The sequence below is a fragment of the Streptomyces sp. Q2 genome, from assembly GCF_056820935.1.
This window is the reverse complement of the sequence record NZ_JBXEJE010000010.1, coordinates 205,585-232,331: the sequence shown is the minus strand read 5'-3', so window position 1 is coordinate 232,331 and position 26,747 is coordinate 205,585. Positions and strand designations below refer to the sequence as shown.

General features: G+C 70.4%; 21 protein-coding genes and 2 pseudogenes. 18 read left to right on the top strand and 5 right to left on the bottom strand.

Features of this window, described 5'->3' with window-relative positions:
* The 6 genes and pseudogenes from ACWBNA_RS13695 to ACWBNA_RS13670 form a co-directional block, all read left to right on the top strand.
* The coding region (locus tag ACWBNA_RS13695) for an alpha amylase C-terminal domain-containing protein (protein WP_482704602.1) at positions 1 to 375 on the top strand (375 nt) is incomplete at its 5' end.
* Positions 372 to 1,313, top strand: a pseudogene (locus ACWBNA_RS13690) (alpha-amylase family glycosyl hydrolase); the annotation flags it as partial. The gene ACWBNA_RS13695 and the pseudogene ACWBNA_RS13690, both read left to right, overlap by 4 nt.
* Before the next feature lie 155 nt (positions 1,314 to 1,468).
* Positions 1,469 to 2,248: pseudogene (locus ACWBNA_RS13685) on the top strand (alpha-glucosidase C-terminal domain-containing protein); the annotation flags it as partial.
* Positions 2,249 to 2,276: 28 nt separating this feature from the next.
* Positions 2,277 to 3,638, top strand: coding sequence for a maltokinase N-terminal cap-like domain-containing protein (locus tag ACWBNA_RS13680; RefSeq protein WP_482704601.1), 1,362 nt, complete (start codon positions 2,277 to 2,279; stop codon positions 3,636 to 3,638).
* A gap of 3 nt (positions 3,639 to 3,641) precedes the next feature.
* On the top strand, positions 3,642 to 5,852 hold the full coding sequence (glgB, locus tag ACWBNA_RS13675) for a 1,4-alpha-glucan branching enzyme (protein WP_482704600.1): 2,211 nt from the start codon (positions 3,642 to 3,644) through the stop codon (positions 5,850 to 5,852).
* Between the two features lie 110 nt (positions 5,853 to 5,962).
* Positions 5,963 to 7,051 (top strand): glutamate--cysteine ligase 2, encoded by a 1,089-nt coding sequence (locus ACWBNA_RS13670; RefSeq protein ID WP_482704599.1) that lies wholly within the window; start codon positions 5,963 to 5,965, stop codon positions 7,049 to 7,051.
* 70 nt (positions 7,052 to 7,121) lie between these two features.
* On the opposite strand, the gene ACWBNA_RS13665 is transcribed toward ACWBNA_RS13670, so the two are convergent.
* On the bottom strand, positions 7,122 to 7,355 hold the full coding sequence (locus ACWBNA_RS13665; protein ID WP_482704598.1) for a DUF6480 family protein: 234 nt from the start codon (positions 7,353 to 7,355) through the stop codon (positions 7,122 to 7,124).
* Between the two features lie 154 nt (positions 7,356 to 7,509).
* Between ACWBNA_RS13665 and ACWBNA_RS13660 the strand changes: the two genes are divergently transcribed.
* Positions 7,510 to 9,417 carry an AMP-dependent synthetase/ligase gene (locus tag ACWBNA_RS13660; RefSeq protein WP_482704597.1) on the top strand — a complete coding sequence of 636 codons (1,908 nt, stop codon included), beginning with the start codon at positions 7,510 to 7,512 and terminating at the stop codon, positions 9,415 to 9,417.
* 123 nt (positions 9,418 to 9,540) lie between these two features.
* Here the strand turns inward: ACWBNA_RS13660 and ACWBNA_RS13655 are convergent, their stop codons facing one another.
* Both ACWBNA_RS13655 and ACWBNA_RS13650 read right to left on the bottom strand, forming a co-directional pair.
* Positions 9,541 to 9,828, bottom strand: coding sequence for a DUF4190 domain-containing protein (locus ACWBNA_RS13655; RefSeq protein ID WP_482704596.1), 288 nt, complete (start codon positions 9,826 to 9,828; stop codon positions 9,541 to 9,543).
* 122 nt (positions 9,829 to 9,950) lie between these two features.
* A complete protein-coding gene (locus ACWBNA_RS13650; RefSeq protein WP_482704595.1) occupies positions 9,951 to 10,127 on the bottom strand; it encodes a hypothetical protein in 177 nt (58 codons plus the stop codon).
* A gap of 196 nt (positions 10,128 to 10,323) precedes the next feature.
* Between ACWBNA_RS13650 and ACWBNA_RS13645 the strand changes: the two genes are divergently transcribed.
* A complete protein-coding gene (locus tag ACWBNA_RS13645; RefSeq protein WP_482704594.1) occupies positions 10,324 to 10,758 on the top strand; it encodes an ATP-binding protein in 435 nt (144 codons plus the stop codon).
* A gap of 24 nt (positions 10,759 to 10,782) precedes the next feature.
* Here ACWBNA_RS13645 and ACWBNA_RS13640 read toward each other — a convergent pair whose 3' ends face one another.
* Positions 10,783 to 11,172, bottom strand: coding sequence for an ATP-binding protein (locus tag ACWBNA_RS13640; protein WP_482704593.1), 390 nt, complete (start codon positions 11,170 to 11,172; stop codon positions 10,783 to 10,785).
* Positions 11,173 to 11,398: 226 nt separating this feature from the next.
* Positions 11,399 to 11,770 carry a PRC-barrel domain containing protein gene (locus ACWBNA_RS13635; protein ID WP_482704592.1) on the bottom strand — a complete coding sequence of 124 codons (372 nt, stop codon included), beginning with the start codon at positions 11,768 to 11,770 and terminating at the stop codon, positions 11,399 to 11,401.
* A gap of 396 nt (positions 11,771 to 12,166) precedes the next feature.
* Between ACWBNA_RS13635 and ACWBNA_RS13630 the strand changes: the two genes are divergently transcribed.
* The 10 genes from ACWBNA_RS13630 to ACWBNA_RS13585 all read left to right on the top strand — a co-directional run bounded on the left by ACWBNA_RS13630 (position 12,167) and on the right by ACWBNA_RS13585 (position 26,682).
* A complete protein-coding gene (locus ACWBNA_RS13630; protein ID WP_482704591.1) occupies positions 12,167 to 16,999 on the top strand; it encodes a HAMP domain-containing protein in 4,833 nt (1,610 codons plus the stop codon).
* Entirely contained in the window at positions 16,996 to 19,437 is a 2,442-nt protein-coding gene (locus tag ACWBNA_RS13625; RefSeq protein WP_482704590.1) for a SpoIIE family protein phosphatase, read from the top strand. Before ACWBNA_RS13630 ends, ACWBNA_RS13625 begins: the two co-directional genes overlap by 4 nt.
* Before the next feature lie 235 nt (positions 19,438 to 19,672).
* Positions 19,673 to 20,074, top strand: coding sequence for an STAS domain-containing protein (locus ACWBNA_RS13620; RefSeq protein ID WP_482704589.1), 402 nt, complete (start codon positions 19,673 to 19,675; stop codon positions 20,072 to 20,074).
* A gap of 188 nt (positions 20,075 to 20,262) precedes the next feature.
* Positions 20,263 to 21,162, top strand: coding sequence for an STAS domain-containing protein (locus ACWBNA_RS13615; protein WP_482704588.1), 900 nt, complete (start codon positions 20,263 to 20,265; stop codon positions 21,160 to 21,162).
* Positions 21,159 to 21,581 carry an STAS domain-containing protein gene (locus ACWBNA_RS13610; protein WP_482704587.1) on the top strand — a complete coding sequence of 141 codons (423 nt, stop codon included), beginning with the start codon at positions 21,159 to 21,161 and terminating at the stop codon, positions 21,579 to 21,581. The genes ACWBNA_RS13615 and ACWBNA_RS13610 overlap by 4 nt, the downstream gene beginning before the upstream one ends.
* The gene (locus ACWBNA_RS13605) at positions 21,581 to 22,021 is read left to right on the top strand and encodes an anti-sigma regulatory factor (RefSeq protein WP_482704586.1); all 441 of its coding nucleotides are present in this window, start codon (positions 21,581 to 21,583) and stop codon (positions 22,019 to 22,021) included. Before ACWBNA_RS13610 ends, ACWBNA_RS13605 begins: the two co-directional genes overlap by 1 nt.
* Positions 22,021 to 23,064, top strand: coding sequence for a SpoIIE family protein phosphatase (locus ACWBNA_RS13600; protein WP_482704585.1), 1,044 nt, complete (start codon positions 22,021 to 22,023; stop codon positions 23,062 to 23,064). The genes ACWBNA_RS13605 and ACWBNA_RS13600 overlap by 1 nt, the downstream gene beginning before the upstream one ends.
* Complete coding sequence (locus ACWBNA_RS13595; RefSeq protein WP_482704584.1) at positions 23,061 to 24,779, top strand: PP2C family protein-serine/threonine phosphatase; 1,719 nt, start codon at positions 23,061 to 23,063, stop codon at positions 24,777 to 24,779. The genes ACWBNA_RS13600 and ACWBNA_RS13595 overlap by 4 nt, the downstream gene beginning before the upstream one ends.
* Before the next feature lie 211 nt (positions 24,780 to 24,990).
* Positions 24,991 to 26,367, top strand: coding sequence for an NAD(P)/FAD-dependent oxidoreductase (locus ACWBNA_RS13590; RefSeq protein ID WP_482704583.1), 1,377 nt, complete (start codon positions 24,991 to 24,993; stop codon positions 26,365 to 26,367).
* 102 nt (positions 26,368 to 26,469) lie between these two features.
* A complete protein-coding gene (locus ACWBNA_RS13585; RefSeq protein ID WP_482704582.1) occupies positions 26,470 to 26,682 on the top strand; it encodes a DUF4287 domain-containing protein in 213 nt (70 codons plus the stop codon).
* Positions 26,683 to 26,747 lie beyond the last annotated feature (65 nt).

Here is a 26,747-nt window from a genome sequence, read left to right as displayed (position 1 = left end):
ACCCCGCTGATCACCCAGCTCAACACGATCCGCCGCGCACACCCCGCCCTGCGGCAGCTGCGCGATCTCCACTTCCACCCGACCGACAACGACGCGGTGATCGCGTACAGCAAGCGCACGGATTCGGACATGGTTCTGGTGGTGGTCAACCTCGACCCGCACCGATCCCAGGAGGCCACGGTCTCGTTGGACATGCCGCAGCTCGGCCTGGATTGGCACGAGTCCCTGTCCGTCCACGACGAACTGGCGGGCGAGACCTACCGCTGGGGCAGGAACAACTACGTGCGGCTGGATCCCGGTCGGGCGCCCGCACACGTGTTCCATGTCCAACGGTCGTCCGCCACGCCGCAGATCGGAGGGTCCCCCGCCTCATGACCGTCAACGAGCCCGTCCACGACACCTTCGAGGACACCCCGGCCAAGGACCGGGATCCCGAATGGTTCAAGCGCGCCGTCTTCTACGAGGTCCTCGTCCGCTCCTTCCAGGACAGCGACGGCGACGGTGTGGGCGACCTCAGGGGCCTCACGGCCAAGCTCGACTATCTGCAGTGGCTCGGCGTCGACTGTCTGTGGCTGCCGCCGTTCTTCAAGTCACCTCTGCGGGACGGCGGTTACGACGTCTCGGACTACACCGCGGTCCTGCCGGAGTTCGGCGACCTCGCCGACTTCGTGGAGTTCGTCGACGCCGCCCACCAGCGCGGCATGCGCGTGATCATCGACTTCGTCATGAACCACACCAGCGACCAGCACCCGTGGTTCCAGGAGTCACGCTCGAACCCGGACGGGCCGTACGGCGACTTCTACATGTGGGCCGACGACGACAAGCAGTACCCGGACGCCCGGATCATCTTCGTCGACACCGAGGTGTCGAACTGGACCTTCGACCCGGTGCGGGAGCAGTACTTCTTCCACCGCTTCTTCTCCCACCAGCCCGACCTCAACTACGAGAACCCGGCGGTGCAGGAGGAGATCCTGGCCGCCCTGCGCTTCTGGCTGGATCTGGGCATCGACGGGTTCCGGCTCGACGCCGTGCCCTACCTGTACGCACAGGAGGGCACCAACTGCGAGAACCTGCCCGCCGCGCACGAGTTCCTGAAGCGGGTACGCCGCGAGATCGACGCCATGTATCCGGACACGGTGCTGCTGGCGGAGGCGAACCAGTGGCCGGAGGACGTCGTCGACTACTTCGGCGACTACCAGAGCGGCGGCGACGAATGCCACATGGCCTTTCATTTCCCGGTCATGCCACGCATCTTCATGGCGGTGCGCAGGGAATCGAGGTATCCCGTCTCGGAAATCCTCGCCAAGACCCCGGCCATCCCCTCGAANACGTCGTCGACTACTTCGGCGACTACCAGAGCGGCGGCGACGAATGCCACATGGCCTTTCATTTCCCGGTCATGCCACGCATCTTCATGGCGGTGCGCAGGGAATCGAGGTATCCCGTCTCGGAAATCCTCGCCAAGACCCCGGCCATCCCCTCGAACTGCCAGTGGGGCATCTTCCTGCGCAACCACGACGAGCTCACCCTCGAAATGGTCACCGACGAAGAGCGCGACTACATGTGGGCGGAATACGCCAAGGACCCCCGCATGCGCGCCAACATCGGCATCCGCCGCCGTCTCGCCCCGCTGCTGGACAACGACCGCGACACGATCGAGCTGTTCACCGCGCTGCTGCTGTCCCTCCCGGGCTCGCCGATCCTCTACTACGGCGACGAGATCGGCATGGGCGACAACATCTGGCTCGGCGACCGGGACGCCGTACGCACGCCGATGCAGTGGACCCCGGACCGCAACGCCGGCTTCTCCACGGCCGACCCCGGCCGCCTATACCTCCCCACGATCATGGACCCGGTCTACGGCCATCAGGTCACCAACGTCGAGGCGTCGATGGCGTCCCCGTCCTCGCTGCTGCACTGGACCCGCCGCATGATCGAGATCCGCAAGCAGAACCCGGCCTTCGGCCTCGGCTCCTTCACCGAGCTCCAGTCCTCCAATCCGGCGGTGCTGGCGTTTCTGCGGGAGTACGAGGACGACCTCGTCCTGTGCGTGAACAACTTCGCCCGGTTCGCGCAGCCGACGGAACTCGATCTGCGTGAGTTCGAAGGGCGACACCCGGTCGAACTGTTCGGCGGGGTCCGCTTCCCGGCCATCGGTGAACTGCCGTACCTGCTGACCCTCGGCGGACACGGCTTCTACTGGTTCCGGCTCTCCCGAGTCGCATCCCGCATCGGTCGACGACTTTGAGCGTGTGCCGACGAAAGGACGCGTCACCATGCCGAAGACCGCATTCCTCCGCCCCAGACGTATGGTCGTCGCCGACCCGATGGTCTCGCTCGGCGGCCTGCTGCGCGAGTGGCTGCCCAGGCAGCGCTGGTTCGCGGGCAAGGACCGGCCCGTCACGGACCTGACTCTGCTGTCGATGACCGAGCTGTTCCCGGGCTGTCTGCACCTGCTGGTGCAGACCAGTCACGCGCCCGTGCCGGCCCCCGGCGGCGGCGCCCCGGCCGGTGACTGCTACCAGCTGCTGCTGGGCGTACGACAGCATCGGTCGCCGCGGCTCGGGCGGGCACTCATCGGCCGTGCGGAACAGGGGCCGTTCGCCGGGATGACGGTGTACGACGCGCTGCACGACCCCCGTTCGGCGCAGCTGCTCCTGGAGCGGCTGCGGCACCCGGGGACGTCCGGTCCCCTGCGCTTCGAATGCGACCCGTCCGTGCCGGTGCCCGCCGGGCTGCCACCGCGGCTGCTGGACGCCGAGCAGTCCAACTCCTCCCTGGTGTACGGCGACGAGTTCATCCTGAAGCTCTTCCGGCGCATCCAGCCCGGCGTCAACCCGGACCTGGAAGTGCCGGGCGCGCTGGCCGGGCAGGGCTGCCGCCGGGTGCCCGCGCCGGTGGCCTGGTTCCGGACGGCGCATCCGCAGGAGGCGACGCTGGGCGTGCTCCAGCCGTATCTGCGGGACGCGTCCGACGGCTGGACGCTGGCGCTGCGCGCCCTCGCCCGCGGTGACGACTTCACCGCGCAGGCGCACGAGCTGGGGCAGGCCACGGCGGAGGTGCACCTCGCGCTGGCCTCGGCCTTCCCGGCCGGCACGCACAGCGAGAGCGGCCGTACGGCGGCGGCGATGACCGAGCGGCTCGACTCCGCCGCGCACTGCGTGCCGGCGCTCAAGCCGTTCGTGCCCGGACTGCGGGCCGCCTTCGGCGCCCTCGCCACCTGCGATGCCGGACCACCGGCCCAGCGCATCCACGGCGACCTCCACCTGGGGCAGGTGCTGCGGGCGGGGCGCGAGTGGTTCGTCATCGACTTCGAGGGCGAACCGTCCCGTCCGCTCGCCGAACGGCGCAGCGCCCACTCCCCGGTGCGGGACATCGCCGGGATGCTGCGTTCCTTCGACTACGCCGCCCGGCAGCGCCGCCCCTGGCGTCCGGAGTGGGCGCGCCGTTGTCGGGAAGCGTTCTGCGCGGGCTACGCGTCCCGCGCCGGATGGGACCCGCGCAAGAAGCACGGCCTGTTGCGTGCCTACGAGACGGACCGAGCTGTGTACGAAGTCCTTTACGAAGCCAGGCACCGACCGGACTGGCTCCCTGTACCCATGGCGGCGATCGAGCGTCTCGCCGTGAGAGGAGACTGACCCGTGGCCCTGCGCGACGATCCTTCGCTGCCCGAGCACTCCGGACCTGCCCGGTGCGGTGCGGCCCCACCGCTCGACCCCGCCGACCGTGGGCGCCTGCTGTCGGGCGCCCACCACGACCCGCACGCGCTGCTGGGCGCCCACCCGGCGCCGGACGGGATCGTGTTCCGGGCGCTGCGTCCGTTCGCCCGTTCGGTGAGCGTCGTGGTCGACGGCGAGCGCAGCCCGCTCGCCTCGGAGGGCGACGGGCTCTTCTCCGGCGTACTGCCGCTCGACACGATTCCCGCGTACACGCTGCTGGTGGCGTACGCCGATGGGGAGCAGGAGGTGCACGACCCGTACCGCTTCCTGCCCGCTCTCGGCGAGACCGACCTGCACCTCATCCGTGAGGGGCGGCACGAGCAGCTGTGGAAGGCGCTCGGCGCCGAGCCGATGACGCATGAGGGCGTGGCCGGCACCCGGTTCACGGTCTGGGCACCCAACGCCCAGGGGGTGCGGGTCGCCGGGGAGTTCACCTTCTGGGACGGACAGGCCTTCCCGATGCGGTCGCTCGGCGCGTCCGGTGTGTGGGAGCTGTTCCTGCCGGGCATCGCCGAGGGCACGCGGTACAAGTTCGAGATCACCTCCCGCTACGGCGGCCGGTTCCTCAAGGCCGACCCGATGGCCCGGCGCAGCGAGGTGCCGCCCGACACGGCGTCCATCGTGACCTCCTCGCAGTACGAGTGGGGCGACCGGGAGTGGATGGCCCGGCGCGGTGACCTGCCCGTGCACGAGGCCCCGTTCTCGGTGTACGAGGTCCATCTGCCGTCCTGGCGAGCAGGGTTGACGTACCGTCAGCTGGCGGACGAACTCCCGGCGTATGTCAAGGACCTCGGCTTCACCCACGTGGAGCTGATGCCGGTCGCGCAGCACCCCTTCAGCGGCTCCTGGGGCTACCAGGTCACCGGCTTCTACGCGCCGATGGCACGACTCGGCACACCGGACGACTTCAGGTACCTGGTCGACGCCCTGCACCGGGCGGGCATCGGCGTGATCATGGACTGGGTGCCGGCGCACTTCCCGAAGGACGACTGGGCGCTGGCCCGCTTCGACGGGGACCCGCTGTACGAGCCGGGAGACGACCGGCGGGCGGAGCACCCGGACTGGGGCACGTACGAGTTCGACTTCGGGCGGGTCGAGGTGCGCAACTTCCTCGTCGCCAACGCGGTGTACTGGTGCGAGGAGTTCCACATCGACGGCCTGCGCGTGGACGCCGTCGCCTCGATGCTCTACCTCGACTACTCCCGCGACTCGGGACAGTGGTCGCCCAACGTGTACGGGGGCCGCGAGGACCTGGACGCGATGGCGTTCCTCCAGGAGATGAACGCGACCGTGTACCGGCGGGCGCCCGGCGTGGTGACGATCGCCGAGGAGTCCACGGCCTGGGGCGGGGTGACCCGGCCCACCGACAGCGGCGGTCTGGGTTTCGGCCTGAAGTGGAACATGGGCTGGATGCACGACTCGCTCGGCTACATCAGCCACGAGCCCGTCCACCGCAAGTACCACCACAACGAGATGACCTTCTCGATGATGTACGCGTACAGCGAGAACTACGTCCTGCCCATCTCCCACGACGAGGTGGTCCACGGCAAGCAGGCCCTGGTCTCGAAGATGCCCGGCGACTGGTGGCAGCAGCGTGCCAACCACCGCGCCTACCTGGGGTTCATGTGGGCCCATCCGGGCAAGCAACTCCTCTTCATGGGCCAGGAGTTCGCCCAGGGCGCCGAATGGTCCGAGGCGCACGGCCCGGACTGGTGGCTGCTCGACCCCGCCTACAGCGCGGAGCCGGACCACCGCGGGGTGCGGGACCTGGTCCGCGACCTCAACACCGTCTACCGCGACTGCCCCGCCCTGTGGCAGCGCGACAGCGACCCCGGCGGGTTCCGGTGGGTGGTGGGGGACGCGGCCGAGGACAACGTCTTCGCGTTCGTCAGGTACGACGCCGAGGGCACCCCTTTGCTCGCGGTCTCCAACTTCTCCCCTGTCGTCCGCCACGACTACGTCCTTCATGTGCCCGGCTCCGTGCCCGCGTGGCAGGAAGCCCTCAACACCGACGCGGCGCGGTACGGCGGCAGCGACCTCACCCGGCCCGACCCGGTCAAGCCGGAGGACGGGGTCCTCAGGCTGACGCTGCCGCCGCTGGCGACGGTGTGGCTGGTTCCGCAGCCCGGCTGAGGTCCCGCGGCGACGGCAAGTGTTCGAACGGCCCCGGAGGGGGCAGTCGGGGTCGTACACGAGCGAGCACCCCCGTCGCCGCAGCGGGGCCGGAGAAAGGCTGCATACAGGTGCGCACCGTCGGAGTGGAGGAGGAACTCCTCCTGGTCGATCCCGAGACGGGTGAGCCGCAGGCGCTGTCCGCCGCGGTCCTCGCCCGCGCCGCGCAGGACGGCGCCGACAGGGACGTCTTCGAGAAGGAACTGCACAACCAGATGCTCGAGTTCGCCACGCATCCGCAGTCGGGCATGGAGGAGCTGAGGGCGGAGATCGTCCGCTGCCGCAAGGAGGCCGCTCGGCACGCCGAGGAGATCGGCTGCACGGTCGCCGCGCTCGCCACCTCACCCCTGCCCGTCAGCCCCTCCGTGGGCGTGGGCCGCCGCTACCAGTGGATGGCCGAGCAGTACGGGATCGCCACCCAGGAACAGCTCGTCATGGGCTGTCATGTGCACGTTTCCGTGGAGTCCGACGAGGAGGGCGTCGCCGTCATCGATCGGATCCAGCCCTGGCTGACGGTGCTGTCCGCGCTGAGCGCCAACTCCCCGTTCTGGCAGGGAAAGGACACGCTCTACAGCAGCTATCGCAGCCGGGTCTGGCAGCGGTGGCCGTCGGCCGGCCCGACCGAGCCCTTCCGTTCGGCCGAGCGCTACCACCGCAGGGTCGCGGACATGGTGGCCACCGGCGTGATCCTCGACGAGGGAATGATCTACTTCGACGCCCGGCTGTCCCGGCGCTACCCGACCGTGGAGATCCGGGTCTCGGACGTCTGTCTGCACTCGGGCACCGCCGTGCTCGTCGCCACCCTGGCCCGCGCTCTCGTCGAGACCGTCGCGCGCGAGTGGCGGGCGGGCCGGGCCCCGCTGGGCCACAGCGTGAGCCTGCTGCGGCTGGCGGCCTGGCGCGCGGCGAGGTCCGGGCTGACCGAGGAACTGCTCCACCCCGTGACCATGCGGCGCATGCCGGCGGCGTCGGTGGTGCGCGCCCTGTTGGACCACGTCAAGGACGCCCTCACCGAGACCGGCGACTACGACCGTGCCCGCGACACCTGCGCCGAACTGCTGAGGCTGGGCAGCGGCGCCGGGGTGCAGCGCGCGCTGATGGAGCGGACCGGAAGCCTCAGGGACGTGGTCACCGAGTGCGTGCACATCACCCAGGCGTGAGGCGGCCGCCCACACTCGTCACCGACGGTCGTCAGCAACTGTTCGCACCAACTGTTCTCACCGCCTGTTCTCACAGCATGAGGATGATGGCGTACACCAGGAAGAACGCCGCGATCAGGATGACGAGGCCGAGAATCAGCGTCAGCGGTGCCTTGGCCCATCCCTTGGGTGGATTGTGCGTCTCCCTCGGGCCCGCCTCGGGCAGGCTGCTCTCGGCCGGCGGGGTCTCGCCGGGAGGCACGCCGCCGCCCGGTTCCAGGCCGGTGGTGCGTTCGGGATCGGGGTCGGGGTTCGTGTGACTCATGCCGTCCGAGTCCCCCGAACGGGCCGAGATCATCGGTGCCGCGGCCAGTTCTCCGATCCCGGCACCGAGCGCCCTCACCTGGGCTAGATTCGAGCACCGCAAGATAACCGTGCACGTCGGCGGAGTCACACCCCGTACACAACAGGAGCAGCGCATGCGCGACCTCGCCCTCGCTCCCCCGGCCACCCAGCCCCTGACCGGCGGACTCGCCGACAGCGTCTTCGAGACGGCGGCCCGCAACCCCACCCTGCCGGTGATCGCGCGTCGCGCCGACGCCGCCTCCTCCGTCTGGGAGGAGGTGACCGCCGTGGAACTGCGGGACGAGGTGGTGGATCTGGCCAAGGGGCTGGTCGCCTCCGGGATCTCGCCGGGGAACCGCGTGGCGATCATGGCGCCCACCCGGTACGAGTGGACGGTCCTCGGCTACGCGCTGTGGGCGGTGGGTGCCGAGGTGGTGCCGATCCATCCGACGTCCTCGCGGGACCAGGTCGAGTGGATCCTGCGCGACGCCGGCTGTGTGGCCGTGGCCGTCGAGGACGAGCAGAGCGTGATGACGGTCGGTTCCGTGTGCGCGGCGCTGCCTCGGCTGCGTCACGTCTGGCAACTGGACGCGGGAGCTCTACGGGATCTGGCCGAGCGGGGCGAGTTCATCCCGTTCGCCACTGTCGACTCGCTGCGCCGCATCGTGCTGCCGGATTCCACCGCCGTCGTGGCCTACACCTCCGGCACGACCGGGCACCCGCTCGGCTGCGCGCTCAGTCACCGCGGTCTCGCGAGCCCCTGCGACACCCTGCTCGCGGGCTGGGGACACACGGCCGCGCCGCCCGGGCAGCAGGCGTCCGTCCTCGCGTTCCTGCCGTTCTCCCACGTGTACGGCCTCATGATCCAGGGCATGTGCGTGCGCGGCGGTCTGCTCATGGCCCATGAACCCGACCTGAGCGGGGAGGCGCTGTCGACGGCGCTGCGCTCCTTCCGGCCCACCTACTTCTACGCCGTACCGTCGGTCTTCGAGAAGATCTACAAGACCTTCCTGCGCACCGCCCAACAGGCGGGCCGCGGCGCCCTGTTCGAGCGGGCGGCCGAGACGGCACGCGACTTCGCCGCGGCGTGCGAGCGGCAGCGGCTGGACGCCGGGCCCGGCCCCGGCCTGGATCTGCGGCTCCAGCACGCCTTGTACGAGCGCACGGTGTACCGCAAGCTGCGGGGCGCGCTCGGCGGCAGGGCCCGCCGCGCCACCTCGGGCGGCTCGCCCCTCAACCGCGACCTCAGCCTCTTCTACGAGGGCATCGGCGTCTACGTCCACGACGGATACGGGCTCACGGAGACCAGCGGCGGGATCACGATGCAGCCGCTGGGCCGGGAGAAGTCCGGCACCGTCGGGCGGGCCCTGCCGGGCACGGACATCCGGGTGGCCGACGACGGGGAGATCCTGGTGCGCGGGCCGTCGGTGTTCCAGGGATACGTGAGCGACGAAGCGGCGACCCGGGCCGCGCTGCTGCCCGGCGGCTGGCTGGCCACGGGGGACATCGGGCGGCTGGACCCCGAGGGCTATCTGACGATCACCGGGCGCAAGAAGGACGTCATCATCACCAACAGCGGCAAGAGCGTCGCCCCGGCCGCGCTGGAGCACCGGCTCCGGATGCACCCGCTCATCCACCAGGCGGTGATCGTCGGCGACAACCGGCCCTGCGTGGGGGCGCTGATCACGCTGGACCCGGAGTTCCTCGCGCACTGGCGGGCGGGCCTGGCCTGGCAGAGCGACGCGCCGAACCGGGAGGCTCGCGAGGAGAACGCGCTGCGGGAGGAGATCACGCGGGCCGTGGCGGCGGCCAACAGTGCCGTGTCGCGCTCGGAGTCCATCCGGGTCTTCCGGGTCCTTCCGGAACCGTTCGACCTGGCCAGCGGGCTGATGACGCCGTCGATGAAGCTGCGCCGGGACCTGATCGTGCGGGCGTACGCGTTCGAGATCGACGCGATGTACCAGGCGCGCTCGCGCGGGGGGCGGCAGGGCGTGCAGGACGATTCGGCGAGCTGGGACGAAGCGGACAACGTGTTCCGGTGAGGACGTGCGTCCGGGGCGGGGCACGTGCGTCCGGGACGGAGCAGGCGCGCCTTGCGCGGCGCACGCCGAAGGGCGCATGCCATGGTGCGCATGCGCCCTTCGATCGCGGTCACGGGCTTCGGGTCAGCCGCCGATGTACCAGGTGGAGCCGCCGTTCGCCGCGGCCAAGGCGAAGAGCGCCGCGAAGATGACCAGGTCGACGATGCCGAGGACGATACCGGCCTTGGCCATTCCCGCCCCGCCCTTGGCCGGTGCCTGGCGCATACCCACGGCGCCCAGCACGATCGCTATCGGACCGAGAATCACGTTGAAGATGATCAGCCCGATGATTCCGCAGATGAGGCTCGCGATGGCCAGACCGTTGGTGCGTGACCTGGGGGACGCGGCAGATGAGCCGCCGTAACTCGTCATCACATTCTCCCGGTGTCGGGTGCTCGGATATCCGGCGAGTTCCCTCCAAAATGCCGCACATACCGGCTAATTGATGTGACATCAGGGAAATTCCGAAATTCTCGATTCCGCTTGTCGGGCGGTCAGCGGCGTCGACCGCGGGCCGCCCAGGAACTGCCCACGCCCGCGAGATGCAGGGCCAGCACCATCAGGCCGAGCAACATGACGTTCGTCGACGTGAAGGCGTCGTTGGTCGAGATCTCGGCGGCGTTGATCAGGAACGCGATGAAGAACAGAACTGCCGCGGCTATGGCGAGCACAAGTCACCCCTTCGTTCGTATCCTCCTACGAAGTCCCTCTGCCCCCGATCCGCGGCGGCAGACAGGAGGACCCCACGCGGTCCGCCGGTCTGATCGTGTGCGGGCGCGTAAGCTCTGTCCGCCTGGGAACTCTGCAGACGGAGGGGGAGCAAGGGAAAGCACTACAGCCCTGCTGACGCCGGGCCGGGAAGGCGAGATGGCAGCCGAGCCGCATAGGGACGACACACTGGCTTCCAAAGAGATGCCGAGCCGCAGCACCCGCTTCTCGGGTGAGCTGCGCAATGTGACAGGTGCGCGCCTTGAAGCGGAGAAATTCCTCTACGACCTGGCACGCACCTCACCGCCGGCCACGCCGGAGTACTGGGACGACATTCTCCTGGTGGTCACGGAGCTGGCCGCCAACGCGGTCCAGTACGCTCCGGGTCCCTTCGAACTGAGCATGCGCCGGACCTTCGACGGCGTACACGTGGTCATGCAGGACACCAACACCACTCCGCCCGCGCCCCGGCCCTTCCATCCCAGCCGCGGTGGCGGCGGTATCGGCTGGCACCTGATCCACACGTTGTGCGACCAGGTCAGCGTCGTCACCGGCGAGAGCGGCAAGGAGATCCACGTCTTCCTGCCCTGGTGAGGCCGGCCCGACGCGGGCGGGACCTCAGGCGGACGCCTCACGCAGCGGCACGAACACGCTGATCGTCTTGCCGCCTCCGGAACGCGGCTCGATCACGATCTCCTTGGCGAGGCGAATGATCAGCGGCCAGCCGTACCCGTTGCCGTGGTGCGTGACGGGCAGGGCACCGGATCCGTACGCGACGTCGGGCACGACCTGACTGTTGTCGTGGACGGCGAGCCGGATCCCCTGGGGGGTGGGCAGGACGTCGAACCCGGCCAGTCCGGCACCGTGCCGGATGGCGTTGGTGACGAGCTCCGAGACGACGAGGAGCAGGTCGATGACGTCCTCCTCCCGAGCGGCGCGGGATTGCGAGCCCCACTCCTCGCGCACCACCGTCTGGACATGAGCGCGTGCCGCCGCCGCGGTGGTCACCGGGGGCGACGTCCGGGTCCCCTGCTCCGCCGCCGTCACGACCGCGTCACTGCCCGGGGACCCTCCGTCGCGACTCCGCCGGCCCCGGCCAGTACGGAGAACCCCGCCGTTCCTGTCACCTCGATCAGCCTTTCCCCATCTGTGTGGGCCCGTACACCCCGGCGGAGTCCGTGTGGCCGCCGCCGGTCGGTTCGACGTCGGCGACCAGCGCTTTCGGCGTCCCCGCTCAGGTGGTGGGCGTCTCGCTCGGCGGCAGCCGATGGTAGTACTCGCCCACGCTCGCCAGATACGCCCGGTCCATGGTCTCGCTGTCCGTGCGGAACCGGGGCGCCGCCTTCACCGCGCTCCTCGTGCACGACAGCGTTATCGTCCGGCTCTCGCTGTCGACGCCCGTCATCACGCCGACCGGAACCAGGACACTCCGGCCGAAGACCCAGACGCCGGTGTCGACGACGAGGTGCCGCATCCCGAAGTGGTCGGCCTGCCGGTCCACATGGCCGATCGTGCCGTCGGTCGCCGCCACGGTGTAACCCGTGAGCTCCTGTCCCTCCACATGACCGCTGTCCGGTGCGTACGACCAGATTCCGTCGATGGCCACACCGCTCCTTCCTCCCCGCGCCGATGTCTTGTCATGAGCCCGCGGATCCAGGTGCGGCCGCAGGTTCCACAGCAGCAGTTACCCGCCGACGGCGTTCGCATTCTGAACAGCACGCCCCAACCGCCGAGCACCTTCACGGGCAGCGGAAGAAACCACTCCCAGTACCCCTGCCGAGTGCGCGCATGCGCGCACTCCGGCTGTTTTCCGTACCCCGGGCACAAGTTCGCGCGACGCTTTGTCCGGCACTCGGCAGCTGGGTTAGCCTACGTCGTCTTTCTCATCACGCAGATCCGTGAACTGCGGAAATGCACGCACGACTTGCGAGGGCCACCCGGCCCGGCTTTGGTTCCGAGTCCTCGTAACCGGGGACTCTTGGGGAGCGGAACGAGGGTACGCATGACCAGCAACACGATCGAGGTCAGCGATGCGGTCCCGGGGGACCACGAGCTGCGGCAGCTCCTGGCCGGGCTGACGGCCGTACGGGACGGCGACTTCGGCACCCGCCTGCCGGACGACGGACAAGGCCTCCTGGGTGACATCGCCACCGTCTTCAACGGCATGGTCGACCAGCTGTCCGTGTTCACCTCCGAGGTCACACGCGTGGCCCGCGAGGTCGGCACCGAGGGCACGCTCGGCGGGCAGGCCGAGGTCCCGGGCGTCTCGGGCACCTGGGCCGATCTCACCGACTCCGTGAATGCCATGGCGGGCAACCTGACGACCCAGGTGCGCGACATCGCGCAGGTGGCCACGGCGGTGGCCAAGGGTGACCTCTCACAGAAGATCGACGTCCCCGCCCGGGGCGAGATCCTGCAGCTGAAGGAGACCGTCAACACGATGGTCGACCAGCTCTCCGCCTTCGCCGACGAGGTCACCCGCGTCGCCCGCGAGGTCGGCAGCGAGGGACGGCTCGGCGGACAGGCGCAGGTGCCGGGGGTCGCCGGCGTCTGGCGGGACCTGACCGACTCGGTGAACGGCATGGCCGGCAATCTGACCGGCCAGGTCCGCAACATCGCCCAGGTGACGACGGCCGTCGCCCAGGGCGATCTCTCGCAGAAGATCACCGTCGACGCCCGCGGCGAGATCCTCGAACTCAAGAACACCATCAACACGATGGTCGACCAGCTCTCCGCCTTCGCCGACGAGGTCACCCGCGTCGCCCGCGAGGTCGGTACCGAGGGACGGCTCGGCGGCCAGGCCGACGTCAAGGGCGTCAAGGGCACCTGGCGGGACCTGACCGACTCGGTGAACTTCATGGCCGGCAACCTCACCTCCCAGGTGCGCAACGTCGCCCAGGTGGCGACCGCCGTGGCCAAGGGCGATCTCTCGCAGAAGATCACCGTCGACGCCCGCGGCGAGATCCTCGAACTCAAGAACACCATCAACACGATGGTCGACCAGCTCTCCGCCTTCGCCGACGAGGTCACCCGCGTCGCCCGCGAGGTCGGTACCGAGGGACGGCTCGGCGGCCAGGCCGACGTCAAGGGCGTCAAGGGCACCTGGCGGGACCTGACCGACTCGGTGAACTTCATGGCCGGCAACCTCACCTCCCAGGTGCGCAACGTCGCCCAGGTGGCGACCGCCGTGGCCAAGGGCGATCTCTCGCAGAAGATCACCGTCGACGCCCGCGGCGAGATCCTCGAACTCAAGAACACCATCAACACGATGGTCGACCAGCTCTCCGCCTTCGCCGACGAGGTCACCCGCGTCGCCCGCGAGGTCGGTACCGAGGGACGGCTCGGCGGCCAGGCCGACGTCAAGGGCGTCAAGGGCACCTGGCGGGACCTGACCGACTCGGTGAACTTCATGGCCGGCAACCTCACCTCCCAGGTGCGCAACGTCGCCCAGGTGGCGACCGCCGTGGCCAAGGGCGATCTCTCGCAGAAGATCACCGTCGACGCCCGCGGCGAGATCCTCGAACTCAAGAACACCATCAACACGATGGTCGACCAGCTCTCCGCCTTCGCCGACGAGGTCACCCGCGTCGCCCGCGAGGTCGGCACGGCCGGAAACCTCGGCGGTCAGGCCCAGGTCCGGGGTGTCTCGGGCACCTGGAAGGACCTCACGGACAACGTCAACGTCATGGCGTCGAACCTGACCGGCCAGGTCCGTTCGATCGCCCAGGTCGCCACCGCGGTGGCCCGGGGCGATCTGTCGCAGAAGATCACGGTCGAGGCCAAGGGCGAGGTGGCGGCCCTGGCCGACGTCATCAACACCATGGTCGACACCCTGTCCGCGTTCGCCGACGAGGTCACCCGCGTCGCCCGCGAGGTCGGCACCGAAGGGCGGCTCGGCGGCCAGGCCCATGTGCCGAACGTGGCCGGCACCTGGAAGGACCTGACCGACAACGTCAACTCGATGGCGAACAACCTCACCGGTCAGGTGCGCAACATCGCGCTGGTGACGACCGCGGTGGCCAAGGGCGACCTGTCGAAGAAGATCGACGTCGACGCCCGCGGCGAGATCCTCGAACTCAAGACGACGATCAACACGATGGTCGACCAGCTCTCCGCCTTCGCCGACGAGGTGACCCGCGTCGCCCGCGAGGTCGGCACCGAGGGGCGGCTCGGCGGCCAGGCCGAGGTCGAGGGCGTCTCGGGCACCTGGAAGCGCCTCACCGAGAACGTGAACGAACTCGCCGGCAACCTGACCCGGCAGGTACGCGCGATCGCCGAGGTGGCGAGCGCGGTCGCCGAGGGCGACCTGACGCGCTCGATCACGGTGGAGGCGTCCGGTGAGGTCGCCGAGCTCAAGGACAACATCAACTCCATGGTCGGCTCCCTGCGCGAGACCACCCGGGCCAACCAGGAGCAGGACTGGCTCAAGACGAACCTCGCCCGGATCTCCGGCCTGATGCAGGGACACCGCGACCTGCCCGTCGTGGCCGAGCTGATCATGGACGAGCTGGTGCCGCTGGTCTCGGCCCAGTACGGCGCCTTCTACCTCGCCGAGGACGGTGACGACGGCCCCGAACTGCGGTTGGTCGGCTCCTACGGCCGTCCCGACGACGACAGCCGGCCCACCCGGATCGCCTTCGGACGCACCCTGGTCGGCCAGGCGGCGCGCAGCCGACGCACCATCACGGTGGACGAACTGCCGTCCGACTACGTCACCATCTCCTCGGGGCTCGGTCAGGTGGTGCCCAGCGCGCTCGTGCTGCTGCCCATCGTGGTGGAGGGCCAGGTCCTCGGCGTGATCGAGCTGGCCTCGGTCACCGCCTTCACCCAGATCCACCAGGACTTCCTGGAACAGCTGATGGAGACCATCGGCGTCAACCTGAACACCATCGTGGCCAACGCCCGGACCGATGAGCTGCTGGGCGAGTCACAGCGCCTGACGGCCGAACTCCAGGCCCGGTCCGCCGAGTTGCAGGCACAGCAGGAGGAGCTGCAGCACTCCAACGAGGAGCTGGAGGAGAAGGCCTCGCTGCTGGTCGCGCAGAACCGCGACATCGAGGCGAAGAACCTCCAGATCGAACAGGCCCGGCAGGAACTGGAGGCCCGCGCCCAGCAGTTGTCGCTGGCCTCCAAGTACAAGTCGGAGTTCCTGGCGAACATGAGCCACGAGCTGCGCACCCCGCTCAACAGTCTGCTGATCCTCGCCCAGCTGCTCGCCCAGAACCCCTCGCGCAACCTCACCCCGAAGCAGGTCGAGTACGCGGGCATCATCCACTCCGCGGGGTCGGACCTGCTCCAGCTGATCAACGACATCCTCGACCTGTCGAAGGTCGAGGCCGGAAAGATGGACGTCGCACCGGAGGTCGTGTCACTGCGCCAGCTCATCGACTACGTGGAGGCCACCTTCCGGCCGATGACGACGCAGAAGAGCCTGGACTTCACGGTGACCACGGCCCCCGGCGCCCCGGCCGACCTGCTGACCGACGAGTCCCGCCTGCGCCAGGTGCTGCGCAACCTGCTGTCCAACGCGGTCAAGTTCACCGAACAGGGCAGCGTGGAACTGCGTATCGAACCCGCCTCCGACGAAGAGGTACCGCAGGGCGTGCTGCGCAGCAGCACCATCGTGGCCTTCCGCGTGAAGGACACCGGGATCGGCATCCCCGAGCAGCAACTGGAGACGATCTTCGGGGCCTTCCAACAGGCGGACGGCACGACGAGCCGCAAGTACGGAGGCACCGGGCTCGGCCTGTCCATCACCCGGGAGATCGCCCATCTGCTCGGCGGGGCGGTCACCGTGGACAGCACACCCGACCAGGGCAGCACCTTCACGCTGTTCCTGCCGGTGGCCCGTCCCGACTTCGGGGAACTGCTGAGCAGCGGCCTGCCCCCCGAGACGGCGGCGGACATGGCGTTCGCCCTCGACGCCGTGGGAAGCCGTCCGACGGCGATCGGCCTGCCGGTCGGGGCCGGGCAGCGGCGGCGCCGTCTGCTGGTGGTGGAGGAACGCGCTCGCGGACTGCTGACCCTGGTCGCCGAGAGCGTGGTCGCCGACGTGGCCCACGGCCGCGGCGGAAACGGCCCCGGGGCGGCGGTGGACGTCATCACCGCCGTCGGCGCCCAGGAGGCAGCGGGCGCCCTGGCCGACGAGCCGTGCCACTGCGTCGTCCTCGAACTGGGCATGCCGGACGGTGAGGCCTCCCGGTTCCTGGAGGCCCTGCGGGGCGACTCCGCGCTGGCGAGCGTCCCGGTGCTGGTGCACAGCGGTCACCGCGCCGACCTCGCCCTGGAGGAGTCGCTGCGCTCGCGCGCGCAGGGCGGGTCGCTGGAGTTCCTGTCCAGCCTGGACGAGCTGCGGGAACGCATCGCGCTGCACCTGTCGGCGGAGGAACCCGGAGACGTGCTCTCACTGGTGCGCCCCGAGGACCCGCAACCGGTCACACCACAGCCGGTCGACGAGTCGTTCGCCGGCCGTACGGTGCTCGTCGTCGACGACGACGCGCGCAACCTCTTCGCGCTCAGCGGGATCCTCGAACTGCACGGCTTCCGGGTGCTGCACGCGGACAACGGCCGCAAGGGCATCGAGGCGCTGCTCGACAACCCGGACGTGGCCCTCGTGCTGATGGACGTGATGATGCCCGAGATGGACGGGTACACGGCCACGGCGGAGATCCGCAGAATGCCGCAGTACGCGGACCTGCCCATCATCGCGGTCACCGCGAAGGCCATGCCCGGCGACCGCGAGAAGTCCCTCGCCTCGGGGGCCAGCGACTACGTCACCAAGCCCGTCGACACCCAGGACCTGATGGCCTGTGTCCGAAGCTGGTTGCCCGTATGAGGCCGCCGAGCTCCGACCAGCCGCAGGCTCACGGCGACGCGGGGGGCCTCGCGTCCGCCTCGCCCCCGGCTTGCCCCGACCCGGAGCCCGACGGCGGGCCCGTTCCCTCCGCCTCGCCGGTGGGCAGGCTGGCCGCGACCGTCGAGCGGTTGCGCCGCGAGGTGCGGGCGGCCCAGGCGGAGGCCGAGGGGCGTGCTCTGATCGAACTGGCCAAGGGCATCCTGGTCGAACGTCTGCAGTGCGGTCCCACGCAGGCCGCCCGACAGCTCGCGGAGCTGGCCGAGCAGGCCAAGGTGACACCTCTGGAGTTCGCGGTCGAGGTCATCAACCAGGCCGCCCGGGACAAGATGTCCGAGGTCACCGAGGCCTTCCTGGCCGGCACGTCCGAGACCGCGGAACAGCTCGTCGACCCCGCGGCCGTACGGCTGCGGGCGGCCGAGAGCGGTGCGCTGGCCGCGGACGACACCCAGGCCGTCGCCGACTCCCTGTTGCAGCAGGCACTGCAGCCGCTCGGGGCGGTGGCCGTGGCCATCTGGGCGGCGGGCCCCGACGGGTCCCTGACCCTGGCGGGCAGCGCCGGGTTCTCCTCGGTCGAGGCGGCGCGCTGGCGCTATGTGCCGCCGGACGTGGCGACGGTGGCGCGGCGCGGCCTGACCGAGCGCGACGGTCAGTGGATCACGTCCCTCGCCCGAACCGGACTGCCCAGCATCGGCCGGCACCAGCATCCGGACGGTGGCCGGGCCGCGCTTCCCGCCGGCACCGGTGGGCGGGTGCACGGCGTCCTGGAGATCGCCTGGCCCGAGCCGCTGGCCCCGCAGTCGCCGCGGATCGTCCGTCAGCTGGAGGCCCTGGCGGAGCTGTGCGCCCACACCCTGGAGACGTACACGCCGGTCCACGACTCCGCACCGGAGCCCCGCGTGCTTCCGGACGCGGCGGAGCTCATGGACCTGGCCGACGGGCTGCACGACCCCGCTCTGGTCCTCGTGCCGCACCTCGACGACTCCGGCCACCTGGTGGACTTCCGCATCCAGCATGTGAACAGCCGGTTCCTCGATCCCGCGGGCCGGCCGCGCGCCGTCGTCAACGGGGCCCTGCTGCTGGAGGCCTACCCGATGGCCGCGGGGGACAGCGAGCTGTTCCAGCGCGTCGAGCGGGTCTACGCCACCGGCGAGCCGTTCCGTGCGCGCCGGATGAACCTCACCGCCCTGGTCGACCAGGTCCCGCTCTCGGCGATCGCCGACATCAGCATCAGCCGGCACGGAACCGGCGTCCTGCTGCTGTGGCGGATCGAGGACGAGACCGCGCGGCTGGCGAGCCTGTTGCAGAACGCCCAGCGGCTCGGGCGGATCGGCGGGTTCGAGGAGAACCTGCTGACCGGCGAGATCACCTGGAACGGGCAGCTGTTCGATCTGTACGGCCGTTCCCCGTCGAGCGCGCCGGTCCCGCTCGAGGAACTGACCGCCCATGCCCACCCCGACGACACCGACGCCATCCGCCGGTTCCTGCGCACGGTGCTGCACCAGCGGCGTCCCACGTCGACGGCGTTCCGGCTGCAGCGGCCCGACGGGGTGACCCGGCACATCCGGGTCGTCGCCGAGCCGGTGCTCGACACGGACGGCCGGCTGTTCGCCGTCCGCGGGGCCTACCAGGACATCTCGGCCCAGCACTGGACGGAGGTCGCCCTCGCGGCCACCCGCGACCAGCTCGCGCACACCGAGCAGCAGGCCACCGAACGCAACCGCCTCACCCTGCAGTTGCAGCACGCCATCATGCCGCCCACCCAGGCCCCGCTCCAGGTCCCCGACCTGCAGGTGGCGGTCCGCTACCGGCCCGCCGAGATGGAGCAACTCGTGGGCGGCGACTGGTACGACGCCGTCGTGCTGCCGTCCGGGATGGTGCTGCTGTGCGTCGGCGACGTGGCGGGGCACGGAATGGAGGCGGCCACCAGCATGGTCGTGCTGCGCAACGCGCTGCGCGGACTGGCCGTCACCGGCGCCGGGCCGGGCCAACTGCTGTCCTGGCTCAACATCGTGGCGCACCACCTCACCGGCGCCGTCACCGCCACGGCGGTGTGCGGACTGTACGACCCCGCCCGGCACACACTGCGCTGGGCGCGAGGGGGCCATCTCCCGCCCGTGCTGGTGCGCGGCGCGGAGGCCACGCCGTTGCCTCTGGTCAAGGGCATGCTGCTCGGTGCCGTACCGGAGGCGCAGTACGAGGAGGCCGAGGTCCAACTCGTGGCCGGGGACACCTTGTTGATGTACACCGACGGTCTGATCGAGCGTCGGGACCGTTCCGTGGAGGAGTCGCTGAAGCAGCTGCTGACCACGGCGCGCACGGCTCCCCGGACACTCGACCTGCAGCTGGACCGGTTGCTGACCTACAGCAAATCGGACACGGACGACGACACGTGTCTGGTGGGCATCCGGGTCGGGTGACATACCTCGTTGATTCGGGGGTAAACGCGGGGCGCGGTGGCAGATGACGACCGGCGACGGAAAGGCGCACAGGATGGGATTCGGTAACTGCGGGACGTGTTGCGTGGCGGGGAACGGAGCCGCTCAGCACCCCCCGGACCGATGAGATCTTGATCACGGAGCACCGACGGAATCGGTGTGCATCGAAGTCGCCCGCAGGGGTAACCAGCCCTGGCCGTAACTTGTGGAGGTACTTGTGTCCATTGCCCAGAACCCCTTGTCCGTCGAGGTCACCCTGCCGCGGGAGGACGTCGCTCTGATCTCGGTCGAGGGCTACTTGGACGTAGACACCGCAACGGAGTTCCAGCATCACCTGGCCAACCAGCTCCACCACGGCCGGCGGCATTTCCTGCTCGACCTGTCGTCCGTCCCGTTCATGGACTCGTCCGGCATGAACATCATCCTGAGGGTCTACCAGCAGGCCCGCGACATACCGGGCAGTGTGCACATCATCTCCCCCACCCCGGCGGTGCGGCGGATCCTGGACCTGACGGGCGTGAGCATCACGGTCCCGGTGTCGGAGAGCCTCGACGAGGCACTGGCCCGCGTCGACGCTCCGGGCGCGGAGCAGAACGGACAGGACGGGCAACATGCCTGATCCGGCGGGCAGTCCGCGGGCCGGCAAAAGGGCTTCCCGCACCATGTGATCGTTTGTCCGGGACGCGGTGTCTCACGACGTGGGGCCATGGTTACAGTGGTCGCCCGGCAGGGTCACATCGCCGTCTCGTTGCCTCCAGCGGGTTCGGTGCGACGCAACCCCGAAGAGGACGCTGAGGAGTAATACAGGTGCCGGAGCACGAAACGGTAGGCCAGCACGAATCGCCGGCACGGGAGGTCGGGGACTTCCTGCGCCGCCGCGCCGAGCAGATCGCCCAGCGATGGGCCGACGAACCCCTGTTCCGTACGGTGTTCACCGTCTCGCGGGACGAGGCGGTGGAAGCGGGCAAGATCGTCGTCGACGCGCTCGCCCAGGTCGCCGACACGGACCAGGTGCACGACCCCGACGCCGCCGGATTCACCGTGGTGCGCGAGCAGTTGGCGCGGATGGGCGCGGCCCGCTCCCGGGCCGGCTTCACCACCGCGCAGGTCTCGAACGACGTGGACGCACTGCGCCCGCCCGTCGAGAACCTCCTGATCGCCGACCTCCCCGAAGAGCCGACCGAGCTGGTCAGGGACTGTACGACGGCCCTGACCGTGCTGATGGGCACCCTGCGGCTGGTCGTGCTGGAGACGGCGCTGAGCGAGGGGCAGGCCCTGATCGAGCGGCAGCGGCTGCAGCTGATGGAAGTGGCCACGCCGGTCATCAAGCTCTGGGACGGCATCGTGGCCGTCCCGCTGATCGGGACGCTCGACAGTGCCCGCAGCCAGGTCGTGATGGAGACGCTGCTGGAGGCCGTCGTCGACCAGCACGCCCGGTTCGCGATCCTCGACATCACCGGGGTGCCGACGGTCGACTCCCTGGTCGCCCAGCACCTGATGAAGACGGTCGCGGCCGCCCGGCTGATGGGTGCCGAGTGCGTCGTCTCCGGCATCCGTCCGGCGATCGCGCAGACCATCGTCCACCTGGGCCTGGACCTGGGAACGGTGATCACCCGGGCGAGCCTGGCCGATGCCCTGGCGTACGCCCTGCACGAACTGGGGGCCAACATCATCAACGCGACGCCCGGCGGTGCGGGTCCCCGGTGAACCACGACTTCTCCTCCGTCCCCGTCACGGGGCACGTGCCGGTGCTCAGGCTCGGCGACGTCCTCCTGGTCACCCTCCAGGGGGACCTGCACGACAGCACGGCGCAGCAGCTCCAGCAGGACATCGGCGAGACCATCGTCGGCACCGGGGTGACCGGTCTGGTCATCGACATCTCCGGTGTCGAGATGGTCGACTCCTTCCTCGGGCGCGTGCTGGCCGAGATCGCCGCACAGGCCACGCTGCTGGCCGCCCGTACCGTCGTGGCCGGTATGCGGCCGGCGGTGGCGATCACGCTGGTGGAGCTGGGGCTGACGCTTCCGGGGCTGCGTACCGCGCTCACCACGGAGGCGGCCATGGACCTGCTCGCGGGACTGGATCCGGCCACCCGCTCCGGCGGACCGCGCCAGGAGAGCCGGTGATGCAGACAGCCGCGGGCGTCGACGCCTGCCTGCCGATCCGTTCGGACATGGATCTGGTGTGGGTGCGCCAGCACGTACGGCAGGCCGCCGGTCTGCTGGGCTTCGGCCTGGTGGAGCAGACCAAACTGGTCACGGCGGCCAGTGAACTGGCCCGCAACACCCTCGTGCACGGTGGAGGCGGCCAGATGGAGACGGCGCGCGTCGACAGCGGGCACGCGCACGGGCTGCGCCTGACCTTCTCCGACGAAGGGCCGGGCATCCCTGACCTGGAACGGGCGCTGAGCGACGGCTACACCTCCGGCGACGGGCTGGGAATGGGCCTGGGCGGTGCGCGCCGTCTGGTGCACGAGTTCGCCGTCGACAGCACCCCGGGGGTCGGCACCAAGGTCACGGTGGTCTCCTGGGCGGCCCGTCCGCCTCACCCGCGCGGGGAGTTCTGATGCCGCGCGTATGGGAGGTCCCGGTCCACGACTCGACCCGGGTGCGGGACGCCAGGGTGGCCGCGGAGAAGGCCGCGATCCTGGCGGGGCTCGACGAACCGCGTACGGCGGCCGCCGCGCTGGTGGCGACCGAGCTGGCCACCAACCTGCTCAAGCACGCCGGGGGCGGTCTGATCCTCATCGAGGTCGTCGCGCCGCCCACGCCCTCGGACGGCGGTGCCGGCCTGGTGCAGATCGCCGCGATCGACCACGGGCCGGGCATGAGCGACGTGGATGCCGCCCTGCGCGACGGTTTCACCACCACCGGTTCCCTCGGAGCGGGACTCGGCACGTGTCGCCGTGTCGCCGACGACTTCGGCCTGCACAGCGCGCCGGGCCGGGGCACGGTGGCGCTGGCCCGGGTCGGTGCCCACCCGAAGGCCTCGGCGCCGGTCGCCGCGGTGCGGGCCGGCGGGGTGAACATCCCGCTCGCCGGTGCGGAGTACTCGGGCGACGCCTGGGCGTGGGCCCGGTCCGGCGACCGGCTGACCCTGATGCTGGCCGACGGGCTGGGGCACGGTCCGGAGGCGGCCCGCGCCTCGACGGCGGCGGTGGATGCCTTGAACCGCGCCGCCCATCTGCCGCCCGCCGAGGCGCTGGTGCACCTCGACACGGCGTTGCGCGGGACCCGTGGCGCGGCCGTCGCCGTCGCCCAGGTGGAGCCCCGGGCCGGGCTGCTGCGGTTCGCCGGCGTCGGCAACATAGGGGCCCGGCTGCGTCAGGGCGACGGCTGGCGGTCCCTGCTGTCCCGGCCCGGAATCGTGGGCGTCCACCGGCACGCCACGCTGCGTGAGGACCGGATGCCCTGGGCGGCGGACCAGCTGCTGATCCTGCACAGTGACGGCCTGCCCAGCCGCTGGACGGCGCCGACGGACGCGGATCTGCTGTCCGCCGACCCTGCCGTGGTGGCCGCCTTGACGGTGCGCGACGCGAGCAGTTCCGCGCGGCCGGTACGGGACGACACGGCCGTGGTGGTGCTGTCCGCGACTCCGGAGGGTCCATGACGCGCAGTTGGCAGATCACCGACGTCGTCGACGCGGCCCGGGCGCGGATCGCGACCGCCCGGCTGGCCGCCGCCCACGGTGTGCCCGCCCTCGACCGCACTCGCCTGACCACCGCGCTCAGCTCCCATCTGCGGCAGTGCCTCACCAAGGGCGGCACCTGGCGGCTCAGCCTGGAAGCCACGGCGGCGCCCGCCGAGGAGGGGATGCTGCACGTGGTGGTGGCCCCCGCGCAGGACACCGGTGCCGCCGCCGCGCAGCCGCCGTGGCGTACGACGGTCCGCTGCCCCGAGACGGCGGACGCGGCCGGTTCCGCCGCGGTGGCGGACGACCCGGCGGTTCTGGCGCAGGCCCTGCTGGGTGCCGACGAGGACACCGCGCTGGTGTTGGAGAGACTCAGCGAGCAGGAGGAGCTGGTCACCTTCCACCGGGAGGAGCTGCACCAGACCAACCAGGGCGTGCTCGCCCTGCATGCCGAACTGGACGCCGCGGGGCGGGCCCAGCGCGACGCGTTCGCCGCCGAGCGCAAGGCGCGCACCGAGGCGGAGAGCGCCCGCCGCAGACTGACGTTCCTGGCGGACGCGAGTGCCGTCCTGACGGCGTCGCTGAACCACCACGAGATCGTGCGCCGGCTGCCGGATCTGCTGGTGCCCGAGTACGCCCGCAGCGTCGACGTCTGGCTCTTCGACGGCGACGGCGACCGGCACCCGCCCGCCCCGCATCCGGCCGCCGCCGTGCTCGCCGCCCGCACCGGGCGCCCGCAGTACGCCGCCGATCATCCCGGTGGCCTGCCCGGCGTCACCGACCAGCCGCCCTCGGCGCTGGACCCGGACCGGCCGCTGCTGTGCATCCCGCTGCCGACGCGGCGCGCCCCGCTGGGCGTGCTGACGCTGTCGCCCCCCGGCAAGCGCTGGGACCCGGACGACGCGGTGATGCTGATCGAGCTCACCCGGCGGGCCAGCATCGCCATCGACAACGCCCGGCGCTTCGAGCACAACCGGGACATCGCCGAGACGCTCCAGCGCGCCCTGCTCACGGACCTGCCCACCACACCGGGCCTGAGTCTGGCCGCCCGCTATCTGCCGGCCACGTACGGGCTGAACATCGGCGGTGACTGGTACGACGCCTTCCGGCAGCCCGACGGCAGCCTGATCACCGTCATCGGCGACGTCACGGGACACGGTCTGCACGCGGCGGTGATGATGAGCCAGCTGAGGACCGCGCTGCGGGCGTACGCCGTCGACGGCGGCAGCCCCGGCCAGCTGCTGACGCGGCTGCACACCTTCCTGCACCATCTCCAGCCGGACCTGTACGCCACCGCGGTCATCGCGCGTTTCCGGCCCGGGGATCCGACGCTCACCTGGGCCGCCGCGGGCCATCCGCCGCCGGTGCTGCGCACTCCCGACGGGCAGGTGCGGACACTGGACGCCAAACCGGGCGCCATGCTGGGCATCCCGCTGCGGCAGGTGATCCACGACCACACCGCGCCGCTCGAGCCCGGCTCCACGCTGGCGCTGTACACGGACGGTCTGGTGGAGCGGCGTGCCCTGGGCATAGATCCCGGCATCGAGCGCCTGGCCCAGGCGCTCGGGTCGTTCCGCTCCGCGGAGCTGGAGGCCGACCTGGACGGTTCGGCGGACCGGATCCTCACCCCGCTGCTGAGCGACTCCGAGCGGGACGACGACGTGTGCCTGCTGCTGTGCCATCTGGCGGCCTGAGGACCTGGTCCACGGCTTCCGTCCCACGATCTTCACGATCGCCCCGGTGCGCTTCTGCGGCCGGGCGGGCATGGTGGTCCTCGACGCGTTCGTCTGTTCGCCGCGCCCGGCGGGCGGGACGGCACCGCGATGGGATCGATGAGGTGCGAAGCAGCGATCCATGGGCAGGCGAATGGCGTTCGAGGCAGACCGCCTGGAGCCGCAGAAAGGGATGAACACCGTGACACGACCCAGGATCCTGGTGGTTGGGGCAGGCTTCGCCGGAGTGGAGTGCGTCCGCCGTCTGGAACGGAAACTCTCCCCGGACGAAGCCGACGTCACCTTGGTGACGCCGTTCGCCTACCAGCTCTACCTTCCGCTGCTCCCCCAGGTCGCCTCCGGCGTGCTGACGCCGCAGTCGATCGCCGTCTCCCTGCGACGCAGCAAGAAGTACCGCACCCGGATCATCCCGGGCGGCGCGATCGGCGTGGACCTGAAGTCCAAGGTCTGCGTCATCCGCACGATCACCGACGAGATCGTCGACGAGCCGTACGACTACATCGTGCTGGCTCCCGGCAGCATCACCCGCACCTTCGACATCCCCGGCCTCACCGACCACGCCTTCGGCATGAAGACACTGGCCGAGGCCGCCTACGTCCGTGACCACGTCATCTCCCAGCTGGACCTCGCCGACGCCAGCCAGGACCCGGCGGAGCGCGCCTCGCGGCTGCAGTTCGTGGTGGTCGGCGGCGGTTACGCCGGCACCGAGACCGCGGCCTGTCTGCAGCGCCTCACGCACGCCGCCGTCAAGCGCTACCCGCGGCTGGACCCGAGTCTCATCAAGTGGCACCTGATCGACATCGCGCCGAAGCTGATGCCGGAGCTGGGCGACAAACTGGGCCGCAGCGCCCAGGAGATCCTGCGCAGGCGGGGCATCGAGATCTCGCTCGGGGTCTCCATCGCCAAGGCGGGACCCGAGGAGGTCACGTTCACGGACGGGCGGGTGGTCCCCACCCGCACCCTGATCTGGACGGCCGGCGTGGTGGCGAGCCCCCTCATCGCCACGCTCGGCGCGGAGACGGTCCGGGGCCGGCTCGCGGTCACCGCCGACATGAACCTGCCGGGCCACGACGGTGTGTTCGCGCTCGGCGACGCCGCCGCGGTGCCCGACGAGGCCAAGGGCGAGGACGGTGCCGTCTGCCCTCCCACGGCCCAGCACGCCCTGCGGCAGGGCAAGCACGTCGCGGACAACGTCATCGCCACGCTGCGCGGCCAGACGACGAAGCCGTACGTGCACAAGGACCTCGGCCTGGTCGTCGACCTCGGCGGCAAGGACGCCGTGTCCAAGCCGCTCGGCATCGAGTTGCGCGGTCTGCCCGCCCAGGCCGTGGCCCGCGGCTACCACTGGTCGGCACTGCGCACCAACGTCGCCAAGACGCGTGTGATGACGAACTGGGTGCTCAACGCCATCGCCGGTGACGACTTCGTCCGCACCGGCTTCCAGGCCCGCAAGGCCGCCAAGCTGAAGGACTTCGAGTACACGAACGCGTACTTGACGCCGGAACAGGTGCGGGCGCACGTGGAGGGGACCGAGCGGCAGGACGGGTGACACCGCACGTGTGACGCCGCTCACTCCTGACCGCCGATCATTTTCCGCCCGGTCGGCGGTCATAGGAGGGACAGCACGACGTCGCACCGAAAGGACACCGTCATGCCCGAGACCGTGAAGGGCCCCGCGAGCTACTTCCCCTCGATCGAGAAGAAGTACGGCCGGCCCGTCGCCGAGTGGCTGGAGCTCATCCGCTCCTCGCCGCTGACCCGGCACATGGAGCTGGTCACCTGGCTGAAGACCGAACACGGCCTGGGGCACGGCCATGCCAACGCGCTGGTGGCGCACACGCTCGCCGAGACCCGGGACCGGTGAGCCCGGCCCCGTCATGTCATGCTGAGGGCGGAGATCATGACGTGACACGGGAGTGAGTACGGCAG